This is a genomic window from Novosphingobium sp. PhB165 (assembly GCF_004341845.1).
Lineage (GTDB): Bacteria > Pseudomonadota > Alphaproteobacteria > Sphingomonadales > Sphingomonadaceae > Novosphingobium.
The window spans coordinates 1-14,481 of sequence record NZ_SLVB01000004.1; the positions used below are offsets into that span (position 1 = coordinate 1).

At 65.7% G+C, this 14,481-nt stretch carries 15 protein-coding genes and 1 tRNA gene; 10 read left to right on the forward strand and 6 right to left on the reverse strand.

Translation table 11 applies throughout. The annotated features are described in order from the left end of the window. Positions 1-425: 425 nt before the first annotated feature. The 5 genes from EDF56_RS11495 to EDF56_RS11515 form a co-directional block, all read right to left on the reverse strand. The gene (locus EDF56_RS11495) at positions 426-2,987 is read right to left on the reverse strand and encodes a TonB-dependent receptor (RefSeq protein ID WP_132387511.1); all 2,562 of its coding nucleotides are present in this window, start codon (positions 2,985-2,987) and stop codon (positions 426-428) included. A 95-nt stretch (positions 2,988-3,082) separates the two neighbouring features. After that, positions 3,083-3,283: a YezD family protein gene (locus EDF56_RS11500; RefSeq protein WP_132387513.1), complete on the reverse strand. Its 201-nt coding sequence runs from the start codon at positions 3,281-3,283 to the stop codon at positions 3,083-3,085. Positions 3,284-3,501: 218 nt separating this feature from the next. Then, positions 3,502-3,945: an Rrf2 family transcriptional regulator gene (locus EDF56_RS11505; RefSeq protein ID WP_132387515.1), complete on the reverse strand. Its 444-nt coding sequence runs from the start codon at positions 3,943-3,945 to the stop codon at positions 3,502-3,504. Positions 3,946-4,102: 157 nt separating this feature from the next. Then, complete coding sequence (locus EDF56_RS11510; RefSeq protein ID WP_132387517.1) at positions 4,103-4,591, reverse strand: hypothetical protein; 489 nt, start codon at positions 4,589-4,591, stop codon at positions 4,103-4,105. Between the two features lie 13 nt (positions 4,592-4,604). After that, positions 4,605-5,396, reverse strand: coding sequence for an SDR family oxidoreductase (locus EDF56_RS11515; protein WP_132387519.1), 792 nt, complete (start codon positions 5,394-5,396; stop codon positions 4,605-4,607). A gap of 84 nt (positions 5,397-5,480) precedes the next feature. Between EDF56_RS11515 and EDF56_RS25925 the strand changes: the two genes are divergently transcribed. Together EDF56_RS25925 and EDF56_RS11520 are read left to right on the forward strand one after the other, a co-directional pair. Next, positions 5,481-5,642 (forward strand): hypothetical protein, encoded by a 162-nt coding sequence (locus EDF56_RS25925; protein ID WP_165912174.1) that lies wholly within the window; start codon positions 5,481-5,483, stop codon positions 5,640-5,642. A 71-nt stretch (positions 5,643-5,713) separates the two neighbouring features. Further along, positions 5,714-6,724 (forward strand): GlxA family transcriptional regulator, encoded by a 1,011-nt coding sequence (locus EDF56_RS11520; RefSeq protein ID WP_243652550.1) that lies wholly within the window; start codon positions 5,714-5,716, stop codon positions 6,722-6,724. A 24-nt stretch (positions 6,725-6,748) separates the two neighbouring features. Here the strand turns inward: EDF56_RS11520 and EDF56_RS11525 are convergent. Beyond that, positions 6,749-6,825: transfer RNA gene (locus EDF56_RS11525), tRNA-Arg, on the reverse strand. A 136-nt stretch (positions 6,826-6,961) separates the two neighbouring features. On the opposite strand from EDF56_RS11525, the gene EDF56_RS11530 reads away from it, so the two are divergent. The 8 genes from EDF56_RS11530 (at position 6,962) to EDF56_RS11565 (ending at position 14,458) form a co-directional block, all read left to right on the forward strand. Beyond that, a complete protein-coding gene (locus tag EDF56_RS11530; protein WP_243652551.1) occupies positions 6,962-7,402 on the forward strand; it encodes a hypothetical protein in 441 nt (146 codons plus the stop codon). A gap of 57 nt (positions 7,403-7,459) precedes the next feature. Continuing rightward, entirely contained in the window at positions 7,460-7,945 is a 486-nt protein-coding gene (locus EDF56_RS11535; RefSeq protein WP_132387523.1) for an MmcB family DNA repair protein, read from the forward strand. Positions 7,946-8,247: 302 nt separating this feature from the next. After that, complete coding sequence (locus tag EDF56_RS11540) at positions 8,248-9,768, forward strand: DEAD/DEAH box helicase (protein WP_132387525.1); 1,521 nt, start codon at positions 8,248-8,250, stop codon at positions 9,766-9,768. A gap of 90 nt (positions 9,769-9,858) precedes the next feature. Beyond that, positions 9,859-11,103, forward strand: coding sequence for a peptidoglycan DD-metalloendopeptidase family protein (locus EDF56_RS11545; RefSeq protein ID WP_132387527.1), 1,245 nt, complete (start codon positions 9,859-9,861; stop codon positions 11,101-11,103). Between the two features lie 194 nt (positions 11,104-11,297). Further along, complete coding sequence (locus tag EDF56_RS11550; RefSeq protein WP_132387529.1) at positions 11,298-12,707, forward strand: S41 family peptidase; 1,410 nt, start codon at positions 11,298-11,300, stop codon at positions 12,705-12,707. Positions 12,708-12,718: 11 nt separating this feature from the next. Next, positions 12,719-13,198: a disulfide bond formation protein B gene (locus EDF56_RS11555; protein WP_132387531.1), complete on the forward strand. Its 480-nt coding sequence runs from the start codon at positions 12,719-12,721 to the stop codon at positions 13,196-13,198. A gap of 5 nt (positions 13,199-13,203) precedes the next feature. Beyond that, a complete protein-coding gene (locus tag EDF56_RS11560) occupies positions 13,204-13,719 on the forward strand; it encodes a demethoxyubiquinone hydroxylase family protein (RefSeq protein WP_132387533.1) in 516 nt (171 codons plus the stop codon). 115 nt (positions 13,720-13,834) lie between these two features. Beyond that, entirely contained in the window at positions 13,835-14,458 is a 624-nt protein-coding gene (locus EDF56_RS11565) for a hypothetical protein (protein WP_132387535.1), read from the forward strand. Positions 14,459-14,481 lie beyond the last annotated feature (23 nt).

The window sequence follows — 14,481 nt, forward strand, 5'->3', positions numbered from 1 at the left end:
GTTACGTAAGGACATGTTTAGGTAACGACTATCTACTGCAACACCGAGCCCTGAAGCCCCGGGTGCAGGCGCCGTCGCCCACATGTCCCTTCATCTAAAACCTACAATGTCAAAGATCCGCCGACGAAAAACCCGGACAACCAGTCTTCCCCGATTTTTATCTCGGAGAGCATGTTGCCCGTTTCTGTCTGGCGACCACTAGAAGACCGGGTGGTCCGCTGCGGTGAGAGGCCCTCTAAGTCCGCCCAATGATTCGGTCAACTCTCCAATTTCAAAAAAGTGACTTTTTTCCAAAATTGGCCGATTTGCGCCAGGTTCGCGGGAGGGGCACTCCCCATGGCTCGGATGGCGCCGCCGGCACCATCCGAGCATTTTCACTCATATCGTCCGGAAAATGGCCGCTAAGCCGCGTTCCGGCGTAAAAATCAGAAATTGTACCGGATGGTTCCGCCCCACGTGCGGGGATCGCCCGGCAGGCCCGCAATCAGGCCGGTGTTGCCCGGTCCGACGAAGAGCTGGTCGATGTAGTTCTGATCGAAGGCATTGCGCACCCAGGCGTAGATGTCGAAGCCCTTCTCGGTGCGGAAACCGAGACGGAAGTTCGACAGGCTATAACCGTCCACCCAGGTATAGGCCGAGGGCGACGGGTTCGACGAGAAGTTCGAACGGTAGCTGCCGTCATAGCCGAAGTAGACCTCACCCTCCTGCTTCAGCAGCGTGATCGGAGTGTTGGCTTCGAACCCGAACGACAATGTCCACTTCGAGACGCCCGGCAGGCGCTGGCCGGAGATGTTGCAGTTCGCGGGGCTGAGCGAATCCGGTACGCCGGCCGCACCAGGCGTTTGCGTGCCGGTGACGGTGGTGCCGCCGGAAAGTTCCGGCGGGCAAGGCGCGTCGGTGAACTTGCGATAGGTTGCGTCGGTGTAGGAGCCGTTGAGGTAAGCGTTGAAGCGTTCGCTCGGGCGGACCGAGAAGTCCCACTCGACGCCTTGCGAGCGGACTTCCTGCGCATTGGCGAGGTAACCGCGCAGCACGCCATACTGGCCGTTGGTGACGTTGGCCTGATAATTGCCGATGTCGGAGCGGAAGATTGCCAGGTTGAAGGTCGCGCGGCGATCCCAGAACTGGGTCTTGATGCCGACTTCGTAGTTGTGGACCGATTCCGGCTTCACCGTCTGCGCCGCCAGGATCGGGTTGTTCTGCGAATCGACCGGCACGCCGTTCAGGTTGATGCCGCCCGACTTGAAGCTTTTCGCATAGGTCGCATAGACAAGAACGTCCGGCGTAACCTTGTAGCTGACGTTGAAATCGTAGCTGAAATTCCAGTCGCTGAATTCGGGCGAGATTTCCTGCGGGGTGTAGATCGCCAACTGGGCGGTCTGGCGCGCGGTGTAGGACGGCAGTCCCAGCAGCAGCTCATTGCCCTGCCCGTCGAACACGCGGCGCTGGTAGTAGCCCTCCTTTTTGTCGTAGTTCAGGCGCACACCGGGCTGCACGGTCAGTTCGGGCGTGACGTGCCAGCTGAGCTGGCCGTACAGCGCCGCGCTGGTGTTCTTCAGGTACTGCGTGTTGTAAGCGGTCAGCCCATTGAGCACCGTGGGATCGCAGGCCAGCTTGTTCGATGCGCTGGGGCCGCAGCCCGACGATCCCGGCGGGACCTGGGCATTAGTGCCGGGATTGATGTTCCAGCGACTGGCGGCCGAGCCTTGCGATTCGGTGCCCTGCGTATCGATCCGCTGGTAGAAGCCGAAGGCGCCGACCACGAAGTCGAAGTGCTTGCCGCTGTAGTTGTAGCGCAGTTCCTGCGTGTACTGATTCTGCTGCGAGGGGTTCTGCGAGAGCGTGACGATCGGCAGAGCGGTGAAGTCACGGTCGTTCGACGGATCCCAGTCCCAGAAGCGCCAGGCAGAGACGGAGGTCAGCGTACCGGGACCGACATCCCACTTCACGCGCACCGAAGCGCCGCCGATCTTGTTTTTCGCCCTGAGCGGCGTGTCGAGGTCGGTCAGGCGATCGTACGGATTGGTGCTGGGCGGCGTATAGCCGAGTGCGGCGGCCAGCGCCGGGTACTGGCGGTTGCTGGCGCGCTGCGTCGGGCCATAGCCGACGAAGACCGAACCGCAGCAATTCGCATCCTGCGTCGAGTAGTCACCGGCGAACGTGATCGCCAGATCTTCGGTCGGCTTCCAGAGCACCTGCCCGCGCAGACCGATATTGTCCTGGCTCTGGATCCACTGGTTGCTCGTCACATTGTAGATCGTGCCGCGACGGTCAGTGGTCGAGGCCGCGATACGGATCGCCACATTGTCGGTCAGCGGACCGGAAACCGCGACCTTGGCCTGCTTGAAGTTGTAGTTGCCGACCGACACCTCTGCCTTGCCCTGGAAATCGAAGGTCGGCTGGTTGGTGGTGATGTTGATCGCGCCGGCCGTGGTGTTCTTGCCGTAGAGCGTACCCTGCGGGCCGCGCAGCACTTCGATCTGGGCAACGTCGAGGAAGTCGAACGTGGCCGAGGCGACGCGCGAGTTGTAGACGTCGTCGATATAGATGCCGACGCCCTGCTCGATGCCGTCGTTGGTGAGACCGAACGGCGCGCCGAGGCCGCGGATGTTCACCGCCGTGTTGCGCGGGTTCGACGAATAGAACTGCAAGGTCGGCGTCAGCTGTTGTAGGCGGCCGACGTTGAAGGCGCCCGTTGAATCAAGGTGTTCGCCGCCCACGACCGAGATCGCCAGCGGCACTTCCTGACTCGATTCCTGACGGCGCCGCGCGGTGACGAGAATCTCGCCGCCACGATCATGGGCACCGGTGCCAACCGAAGTGGGCGATTCCTGTTCGGCGTCCGCCGAAGTCGTTGCGGCGGCGGCGGAAGTCGCAGCAGCCGGCGCTTCGGATGCCAGCGCCGGCGTAGCGGCCAGCAGCAGCGTGAACGAAAGGCAGGCGAGCGGAAGCGGGGCCGGCAGCGGCCCGCGGACGTGTCTTCTCATGAAGTCCCCCTTGGATTTGTTGTATGGTTAGGGGCCTCACATCCGGCGGTCCGGTCTGCTCGGCAGATTATCGGTATTCTGTGTGGCGCGCGCCTTTAGGAGGCGAAGCGCTTGCGTTCGGTGATGTCGAGCTGGACCAGCTTGCCATCGTGGACTGTCAGCTGGATGACGCCGTAGCGCATCGTGCCGAGAGCATCGGCAACCACCTGGAGCGGTGCCGGCTTGGGAATGGCGCTCTCGGAATCCCTGGAAAGGTGCAGTCCCGATCGCTGGGTGTCCGTTGACGGTTGAGCCATTGCGAATCTTCCTCTGAGCGCGGCGTTTGAGCGTCGCATTCGCATTGGTATTCTCAACCTAAAAAGTTGACAATACCCCTACCCGAAAGTTTCTGGTTTTCGCGCCAGAGCAAAAACTATTTGCGCCGAAGCGATGCTCCGGCGCGGGCTTGATTCCGAAAGGGGTAGAGGCTGCCAGAAAGGGCAGGAAACTGCCGAAAAGCCGGAGAGATCCGGAATCAGGCGGCTTCGTCTTCTTCCTGCGCGGGGACCAGATCGATACGGTCGGACAGGCGGATTCCATCAAGGAGATCGGCGGTGCGATCTCGCACTTCTAGCATCAGCGCGCGCGTGCGGCACTCGCCTTCTTCAAGGCAGTTCTTGCACTTTTCATGCGCAAAGCGGCTGGCGCAGGGCACGAGCGCCAGCGATCCGCGCATGATCCGGATAAGATCGCCATAGGTGATGTCGACCGGGGCCACCGCCAGCCAGTATCCGCCATCCTTGCCGCGCTGCGAATCGACAATGCCGAAGCGGGTCAGTTCGGACAGGATCGTCGTCAGGAACTTGGCGGGGATGTTCTGCGCCTCTGCGATCGGCGCCAGTTGTATCGGCCCCTGACCGTAGTGGTCGGCGAGGTGCTGCATGGCGCGGATGGCGTAGCGGGTCTTCTGCGAAAGCACGAAGCCCTCATGCCCCAAGCCGCAAGGCCCATGCAAGCGCGCGCAAGCCCGATTCGCACTTTGTCAGCCATTGCGGTTGGGAATTCGGTGGATAGCTTGCGCGCGCAGGATCCGAAGGTTCCCGCGCGCGCTGCAAGGCCGGTTCTTTCAGCCGCCGTCAGGCCCGGCGCGCGGCGCGGAACGAGAGCGTTCCCAGCCCGATCATCGCCGCCAGCATCACCACTTGCGCCACCAGGAAAGGCGGCTCGGTTCCCGAAGGTGCCAGCGCGTGGAGCGGCGGTACCTTGAGGAATGCCTGAGTCACGAAGGCCAGCAGATTGAAGTAGAGCGCGATGCTGGCGCTCACCGCGTAAGCAGCCGCCGCCCTGCCCTGCAGCTTGCATCCGAAGTAAGCGGCGAATGCCACGGCGAGCACCGGGATGGAGATGACGCCGGTGACGAAGGCCGGGGTCGGTCCGTTGAAGGGGAACAGGAACCCCGTCAGCGTTGTCGCCGCCGTGGTAATCAGGAAGAGGGCGGAGAGCCCGGCGATGCGCCGCCGTCCGGCAGCGAAGGCGAGTAGGACGACGATACCGCTGGCGATCGCCACAAGGCTGATCGCGACATGAAGCGCAGTGAACTGGCCAAGCGTGAGACCGAGGATCATGGCGCGCCCTCCCTCAGCTTGCCATGACCGCGCCGTAGCGCGCGGCGGGTTTTGCCAGCGAAAGACCGGGGCGCAGCGCCGTGCGGGCGGCGATATAGGCCTCGTACTGCGCCATGTCGGGCAGCGCCGGGATCGTCACCGCCTCGCCCATGTCGAGCCCCGCGAGCGCAGCATCGACCATATCTTCGGCCTCCATGACCATGTGCGCGGGCAGCGCGGCCATCTTCTCCTCGGTCCAGATGGGAGTGCGGGTGATACCGGGCAGCACGGCCTGCACGCGCACGCCCTTGGGCCCCAGTTCGGCGGCCAGCGCCTCGGACAAGGCCAGGACATAGGCCTTGGTCGCGGGATAGACCGCCGTGAACGCCTCCGGCATCAACGCGGTGACCGACGTGACGTTGACGATGGTCCCCTCGCCCGCCGCCGCCAGCCGGGGCGCGATGGCCGCCGAAAGGCGCGTGACGGCACGGATATTGAGGTCGATCATGGCCGAGAGGTAATCGGGGTCAGCCTCCAGAATCGTGCCCTCGTTGGCGATCCCGGCATTGTTGATGAGGCCGACGATGGCCGCATCGTCCCGCAGCCGCTGTTCCACGTGCAACAAGTCCCCGGCATTGGCGAGGTCCGCGCCGATCACCTCCACCGAGACTCCCGTCTCCGCTTCCAGCCGGCCGGCAAGATCGGCCAGCTTGTCCTTGCGGCGCGCCACGAGAATCAGGTCGTGGCCCCGGCGGGCCAGCCGGTCGGCATAGAGCGCACCGATACCGTCGGATGCCCCGGTGACGAGATAAGTCTTGCTGGTCATGCCATTACTCCTTTTCGGGAGGAGCCCGGCGATCATCGCTGCCACCGGGTCTCCAGGGTTCGGGGTACGGATGGAATCGAGAAGATGGGCATTGAAGCGGTCGGCCGCGACCTGCGTCAGGCCATGACAGCTCCGCTTGTATACCTTGACTATGGCCTGCTTGACGATTCCTGCCGTTTCGAGCGCGGAGGCAACGATCCGGTGGTCCTTGTCATCCGGGACCACCTTTGCGCTCCATGGGATTGAAGGTACGCTCGGCCGGTTCCGCCCGGAATTGTCGCATGCGACATTGAACAGGCCGATTACGACACAGGAGCATGGCGACGATGACATCGGCCTCCGCGAATTTGGGCCCGCATACCCGCGAAATAGGACTGGTGCTTTACCGGGACTGTCAGGCGGCCATGGTCCACGGGATCACCGACCTTTTCACGATCGCCTCGCTGTTCTCCACGCGCAACGGCGGACCGGCCCTGCGGGTCAGCCACTGGCAACGCGGTGAGGACGGCACTTTCGCGCGCTGTCATGACACCGCGCCCGAGAAAACCGGCGAACCGGCCGTGCTGATCGTGCCGGGCCGCCTGACCGGTCCGGCCGACCGCGACGAAGCCGCGCCCTATGCCGATTGGCTGCGGGACCGCCATGCCCGCGGTACCACGCTTGCCTCAAACTGCGGCGGCGCCTTCATCCTTGCCGCCACCGGCCTGCTCGATGGCCGTCCGGCCACTACGCACTGGCTCTTCGCACGTGAGTTACAGGACCGCTTCCCCGAAGTGCGGGTCGATGCCGACGGAATCGTTATCGAGGATGGCGACCTGATTACCGCCGGCGGCCTGATGGCCTGGACCGATCTTGGCCTGAGGCTGGTCGACCGCCTGCTGGCCCCCACCGTGACGATCGAGACCGCCAAGTTCCTGCTGATCGATCCCGCCGGGCGCGAGCAGCGCCACTATTCCAGCTTCGCCCCCCGCCTCACCCATGGCGACGAGGCGATTCTCAAAGTCCAGCACTGGCTGCAATCGCGCGCCGGCCGCGCAACGAATCTTGCCGAGATGGCGCAACAGGCGGGTCTGGAGGAACGCACGCTGCAACGCCGCTTCAAGGCCGCCACCGGCATGAAGCCGATCGAGTACGTCCAGCACCTGAGAATCGGCAAGGCGCGCGAGTTGCTGGAATTCACCCGACGCCCCATCGATCAGGTCGCCTGGACCGTGGGATACGAGGACGCGACCGCGTTCCGCCGCACCTTCCACCGCATCCTCGGCCTGACACCGGGCGATTACCGCGCACGCTTCCACAGCGGCGCCGACCTTGCGGTCGCCGCGTGAAACAAGCCGTGTTTTGAAGGGATATGGTGCACCCGACAGGATTCGAACCTGTGGCCTCTGCCTTCGGAGGGCAGCGCTCTATCCAGCTGAGCTACGGGTGCAGTGCGGGGGCGACTAGCAGAGCATGCGCAGCGTTTCCAGCCACAAATGATTTCATCCACCGCGAGAATGCCGTAAAATTCTCAGGCGGCACCGGGTTAGGGAATTGGCAAGGGGCTTCGCGCTATGAATCCGGCCATGGACGCAACGGGTATCATCTCGGACGGACACTGGTCGGACGCGCAGGCGTCCGGGCACGATTTCGTCGACTCCTGGCCCCAACCGGCAGAAGCTGAGTCCGCCCCCGCCGCCTTGGGATCCATCGCCATCAAGTGGGCGGCGCTGCATCAGGCCGGGCAAGTGGTGGCCGCCATTGCCGGTATCGAGGGCGAGAGCCCCAGCCTGGAAGCCCGCGCCTTCCCCGCCATCATGCGCGAAACCGGCGGCTGGCGCTGCCGCCTTGCCGAACAGGGTATCGAAGACCTGACCGCGATCATGGAACCGGGCCTTTCCGCCCTGATCGCCGCGCTCGATCGCGGTGCCGATCCCCGCGCGGCGGCGCGGTCGCTGTGGACCGAATTCGTCGCCGCGCGCGATGCCATGGTTGCACTCGCCCCACCGGACGCACTCAAGCTGTAAAGCCACCGGCCCCATCGGCCGACTTGTAAGTTCCTGCTATGTTCTTATGATAGAGTCATGGCCGACGTCGATTCTCCCCTTTCCTCGTACACCTCGGTCGACGTCGCGCGCGGCGTCGGACGGCTGTTTGCCCGCAACGACATCTGGTGCCTGCCGGAAATGCCGCTGCGCTGCGGCCGCCGGGCAGACCTCATGGGCATCGATGCCAAGGGCCATGTCATCATCGTCGAGATCAAGGTCAGCCGCGCCGATCTGCTGGGTGACGGGAAGTGGACCGACTATCTCGATTACTGCGACCGCTTCTATTGGGCGCTTCCCCCTTCGCTCGATCGCGCGCCGCTGGAAACCGAGCTGTTTCTGCCGGAACGCTGCGGCGTGATCGTCGCCGATGGCTATGATGCCGAGATCCTGCGCCCTGCCCCGCTCCACCAGCTTGCCGCCGCCCGCCGCAAGGTTGAGACCGAGCGCCTTGCCCGCGCGGCGCTGCGCCGGCTGGTGACATCGGGCGATCCGCAGACGCTGCAATGGGGCAGCGAAGCCTGAAGCGAGCGGGCCCGCCGGCGCGATGATTCCCGTCAGCGCGGCGCTCATTCCCCTAACGCGCAATTTTCTTGCGTTTTGCCGCGCCGCACACTAAATGCGCGTCAAGCAACCGGCGCGCGGGATCCGTTTTCCCGCCGCAATCCGAGAGCAGCGTGAGGTTTCCGGCGTTCGACGCCAGATCCGGCCCGGACGAGCGGTTGCACCTGAACCAGCTTCCTTCTTCACGCAGGGTCGCCAAAACGACACCTAGCTCCGCGCGCCATTTCCTATCCGCGCGCCCGGGCTGCTTGTGAAAGTGACTTATGTCCTATTTCTCCGAACTTGGTCTGGCCGAGCCGATTCTCCGTGCGCTTGAGGCCAAGGGCTATACCGATCCCTCGCCGATTCAGCGCCAGGCCATTCCCGCGCTGCTTGAGGGCCGCGACATCCTCGGCATCGCGCAGACCGGCACCGGCAAGACCGCCGCGTTCTCGCTGCCTTCGCTGCACCGCCTTGCAAACGATCCTAAGCCGCGCACCAATGCGGGCTGCCGCATGCTGGTGCTTTCGCCGACGCGTGAACTCGCGGCGCAGATCGCCGACAACATGCGCGGCTATGCCAAGTTCCTGAACCTTTCGGTCCAGTGCATCTTCGGCGGCGTTCCCGCCGGCAAGCAGGCCCGCGCGCTTGAGCGTGGCACCGATATCCTCGTCGCCACCCCCGGCCGCCTGCTCGACCTGATCGACAGCCGCGCGCTGACGCTGCGCAATGTCGAGATCTTCGTCCTCGACGAAGCCGACCAGATGATGGACCTTGGCTTCATCGTCCCGCTCAAGCGCGTTGCCGCACTGCTGCCGAAGCAGCGCCAGAGCCTGTTCTTCTCGGCCACCATGCCGCAGGCGATCGCCGAGCTGGGCAAGCAGTTCATCAACAATCCGGTCAAGGTCGAAGTTGCGCCGCAGTCGACCACCGCCGAGCGCGTCGAACAGTACGCCACGTTCATCAACCAGGCCGAAAAGCAGGCCCTGCTGACCATCCGCCTGCGTGAAGGCCTTGCGCCCGACGCCGCCGAGAAGGCCGAGCACGGCGCCATCGATCGCGCGCTGGTCTTCACCCGCACCAAGCACGGCGCTGACCGCGTCGTGCGCCATCTGGTCGCAGCCGGCATCCCCGCCGCCGCGATTCACGGCAACAAGAGCCAGGCCCAGCGCACCGCCGCGCTGGGCGGCTTCCGCCAGGGCACCGTGCGCGTGCTCGTCGCCACCGACATTGCCGCGCGCGGCATCGACGTGTCGGGCGTCAGCCACGTCTACAACTTCGAGATCCCGAACGTGGCCGAACAGTACGTCCACCGCATCGGCCGCACCGCGCGTGCGGGTGCCGACGGCGTGGCCGTGAGCTTCGTCGCGCCGGACGAGAAGCCCTACATCCGCGACATCGAGAAGCTGACCCGCGTCAAGCTGACCGCGCTCGGCCTGCCCGAGGACTTCATGAAGGAAGCCTCGCGCCTTCCCGCTCCCTCGCGTCAGGCACCTGCCGCGCCGCAGGGTGCACGCGGCAACGGCCAGGGCAAGCGCAACGGTGGCAATGGTGGCGGCGGCAACCGCAGCCAGCAGCCGCGCGGCGATCGCCGTCCCGGTGGCGAAGGCCGCCGTGACGATCGTCCGCGCAGCGAACCGCGTGGTGACGACCGTCGCCGTGACGACCGCCCGCGCGGCGACGCCCCGCGTGGCGAACGCCGCGAAGCCGGCACCGAGGAGCAGGGCGAGCGTAAGCGTCGTTTCCGTCCGCGCGGCGGCAACGGCGTCGGCGCGCACAAGAACGCCGTTCGCCGCGCCGGGTAAGCAGCAGGCCGGAGGGTTTCCTCCGGTTGTTGCCCTTCCCGCCGTTCGCCCCTCTTTCCGTCGGACTCCGAGTGCTCTAATCGAGCACTCGTGAGCCCGCGCAACCGCACAATTCTGGCAGCTTCGACCGCCGTCGCCATCGGCGCGGTCGTGCTTGCCGGACAGGGTCTCAGCCGGGTCGGCGCTCTTGCGGTGCTGGACCCGGCGGTCGACGCCACCCGCGCCCAGCAGGACATGATCGCCGCCCGCCGCGATGGCGAGGCTGCACGGCGCCGCGCCGAAGCGCTTGAGGCCAAGGCACGCGGCGTCAGCGCGCAGGCCGAAAAGACCGGACGCGAGGCCGCTGCCCTTGCCGCGCGCATTCAGGAAACCGAAGCGGGAATCGCCGCGCAGCAAGCCAAGATGCGGCTGATCGCCTCGCAGCGCGTCGCCTTGCGGGAAAGGCTTGCAGTCCGGCAGGCCCCGCTAGCCCGGCTGACCGGCTCGCTGCAATTGCTAAGCCGCCGCCCGCCGATCCTCGCCATGTTCCGGCCCGGCTCGGTGCAGGATGCGGTCTATCTGCGTGCCCTGCTCGATACCATGCTGCCGCAAGTCCGCCGCCGCACCGCCGGCCTACGCGCCGAGATCGAGCGCGGCCACGCGCTGGAGAGTCAGGCGCTGGCCGCCCGCGAGGAACTCACCGCCTCCGAAGCACAGATGCGCGAGCGGCGCGGCAAGCTTGCCGTGCTCGAAACGCGCCAGCGGCTCGCCAGCCGCGAGGCCAGCGGCATTGCCGCGCGCGAGGCCGAACACGCGCTCGCCCTGGCCGAAACCGCGCGCGATCTGGGCGATCTGGTCGATGAGGTGGGCCGTCAGGGCACGCTGCGCGAACAGCTTGCCGCCCTGCCCGGCCCGGTCATGCGGCCTGACCGGCCCGAAGATGCGCGCGTCATCGAAGCCTCCCGGTTCGATGCGCCGCCCGAAGGACTGGCCAGCTATATCCTGCCGGTGACCGGCCGCGTGGTGACGGGCTTCGGCGAAGTCCTGCCCGGGCAGGCGCCGTCGCGCGGGCTCTCGCTGGCGACGCGGGCCAATGCGCAAGTCGTCGCCCCGGCGCCGGGCCGCGTAGCCTATGCCGGGTCTTACAGCGGCTTTGGACGCATCGTCATCATCGAACACGAGGGCGGCTGGACCTCCCTGGTCACCGGCCTTGCCCAGCTGGACGTGGCGGTGGGCGACAGCATCGTCGCCGGATCGCCGCTGGGCGCGACCGGCCCGGGCGATCCGCGCGTGCAGGTCGAACTGCGGCGCGGCGGCGTGCCGGTCAATCCGCTGCAATATGTCCGTTCGCTCTGAGATTGCGGTGCCGATCCACCCGCGCCCCGTCTCATCCTCCCATTCATCACGCCGCTGGCAATTGCTGCGGCGCATCGGTAGAATGCTGCGTTGACTGACACGTGCAGCATGACAGTCGAGAATGTCCCCGGCCCTCATCATGGCCCCCATCCCGGTCGTTGCCGGACGCGATTCACGAGAGGCGATCAAGCCCGATGAAATTTGGCTCTACCAAGTTCGTTTCCTTCCTCCGTGCGACCCTGCTGGTTTCCGCGGTTGCCGTGCTTCCCGCGGCAACGTCCGGACTGGCGGCGGTGGACGGCAATGCCGACCGCGAATTCCAGAAGCTCTTCACCATCTACGAGCTGATCAAGGCGAACTATGTAGACCCGGTTGACGACGACAAGCTGCTCAAGGGCGCGATCGACGGCATGCTGGCCAGTCTCGATCCCCATTCGAACTATCTCGACGGTCCTGCCAAGCAGCGACTGGAAACGATGATCGACGGCAATTACACCGGCCTCGGCCTCTCGGTTGTCGAAGATGACGGCGCCGTGAAGGTGGTTTCGCCGTTCAAGGGCAGCCCGGCCGAAAAGGCAGGCATCAAGGCGGGCGATTACATCACCCACCTCGACGGCGTGCTCTATTACGAGCGCGACCTTGACGAGGCGGTGGAGAAGATGCGCGGCACCGCCGGCACCTCGATCCGGCTGACGATCTTCCGCCCCGGCCGCGACCAGCCTTTCGACGTGACCGTCACACGCGGCGTGATCGAGCTTGAGCCGGTCACCTGGGAACTGAAGGACGATGTCGGCGTCATCTCGGTCAACGAGTTCTCGCGCGATGTCGGCAACTTTGTGAACAAGGGCATTGCCGACCTGAAGCTTCAGGCTGCCAAGAAGGGCACCAAGCTGGACGGTCTGGTGCTCGACCTGCGCTCCAACCCCGGCGGTTCGCTGGATGAGGCCGTGGCGCTGTCCGACTTGTTCCTCGATCACGGCACGATCGTCTCGCAGCGCGGCCGCATCGCCAGTGAAAACCAGTATTACCGCGCCGAAACGGTGTTCAAGGGCGATGTCGTCAAGGGCATGCCGCTGGTCGTGCTGGTGGACGCGGGCTCGGCCTCGGCCTCCGAGATCGTGGCCGGCGCCTTGCAGGACCTGCACCGCGCGGTGATCATGGGCGACCGCACGTTCGGCAAGGGCTCGGTCCAGTCCTACATCCCGCTGGACAAGGACAGCGCGGTCAAGCTCACGACCGCCCGGTACTACACGCCGTCGGGCCATTCGGTGCAGGAAGGCGGCATCGTGCCCGACATCAAGGTGCCGCAGCTTTCCGATCCGGACGCGCGCTCGCGCGCCGAGCGGGCCGTGCGCGAATCCGACTTGCGCAGCCACCTGATCAACGAGGCGGCGATCAACGACAAGGAACTGGAAACCGACAAGGCCGACGATCCGCGCTTCAAGATCAGCGCGGATGAACTGAAGAAGCGCGGCATCACCGACTTCCAGCTTACCTACGCGATCGACACGCTGCGCCGCACTGCCGGTAAGCCCGCGCTGGCCACCGCCGCAACGCCTGCCACGCCGGGCGCCATCCCGAGCGCCAAGCCGGGTAAGGACTGAAAGCGCCCGCAATGACCGTTGCCGTTGCCGCTCCCCTGCGCGCCGCCCGCCTGCTTGCGCTGGCGATCCCCGTCATCGCGCTGGGCGGGGCCTACCTCAGCCAATACGGCTTTGGCCTCCACCCGTGCGAGATGTGCTGGTGGCAGCGCTACGGCCAGATGTTCGCGCTGCCGTTCGCCGCGCTCGCCTTCTTCTGGCGGCCGGTGCGCCCACTGGTGGCGGTGGCGGCGCTGGGCATCCTGACCTCCGGCCTGATCGGCGGATTCCACGCCGGCGTGGAATATGGCTGGTGGGAAGGCTTCACTGCCTGCACGGCCAGCCCCTTCGCGGCCGGCGGCGATCCGATGGCCGCGATCATGGCCGCCCCGCTGATCCGCTGCGACGTCGCGCCCTGGACTCTGGGCGGCGTTTCGCTGGCCGGCTTCAACTTCCTGCTTTCCACTTTCGGCGCGCTGGCGGTCTTCGCCCTTGTCGCCCGCAGCAAGGATTGACCGTCATGACGTCCCCCAAAGCCGCGCGCATGCTGCGCGTCGATCAGGCCGGCGAATATGGCGCAGTGTGCATCTATTCCGGGCAGATGGCGGTCATGGGCGCCCGCGCCCCGCTTTCGACCGAGATTGCCGGCATGGCCGAGCAGGAAGCCGAGCATCAGGCCCGCTTCGACAAGATGATTGCCGAACGCGGCGTGCGCCCCACCCTGCTCCAGCCGGTATGGTCGGTCGCGGGTTATGCACTGGGCGCGGCAACCGCGCTGATCGGGCCCGAGGCGGCGATGGCCTGCACCGCCGCGATCGAGACCGAGATCGACCGCCACTATACCGAGCAGCTTGAGGATCTGGGCGACGAGGATCCCGAACTGGGCGAGGTGATCCGCAAGTTCCGCGATGACGAGCGCGAGCACCGCGACGCGGCTCTGGCCGCCGGGGCCGAGCGGGCACCTGCCTATCCGCTGCTGTTCAACGCCATCCGACTGGGATGCCGCGTGGCCATCAAACTATCCGAAAGAATCTGATTTTTCGGAGAGATGTTGACGCAGCCTGTCGCATCGCGGCACGCTTAAGCTACCGTTCAAGGGTCACATCCCCTATACCGGGGACTGCGACATACTCTCGATTGGAGCAATTCCGATGACGCGCCTCCTGACCACCGCCTCGGCTATCGCCACTTTCGGCCTCGGGTTGGGGCTGGCCATGGGCGCCCAGCCCGCGGCAGCGCAGGACCAGTCTGCCGACGCGCAAGACCAGCCCTCCGCTCCGGGCGGCGAGCGGGTCAACCAGCTGATCATCTACGGCAACGATACCTGCCCGAAGTCCGGCGATAACGAGATCACAGTCTGCGCGCGCAAGGCCGAATCGGAGCGCTACCGCATCCCCGAGCCGCTGCGCGGGATCGATTCCCGCGCCTCGGAGGCCTGGTCGAACCGGGTGCAGGCCTATGAAACGGTGGGCGCGTTCGGTAACATGAGCTGCTCCCCGGTCGGCCCCGGCGGCGCTTCGGGCTGCACCCAGAAGCTGATCGACCAGGCTTACGCGCAAAAAGCGAATGCCTCCGATGTCCGCTTCAGCGAACTGATTTCCGCCGAGCGCCAGAAGCGCCTCTCGACCATCGACGCCCAGGCCGCCGCCGACCAGAAGCGCGTCGAGGAAGCGGAAAAGGCCTACTTCGACCAGCAGGCACGCCAGCAGGCCCAGACCGATGCAGCAGACGCCGCCGCGAACAAGACCGACACGCCGCTGCCCAAGCCGAAGTAAGGCTGCTTCTCTCGGGAGCGCCC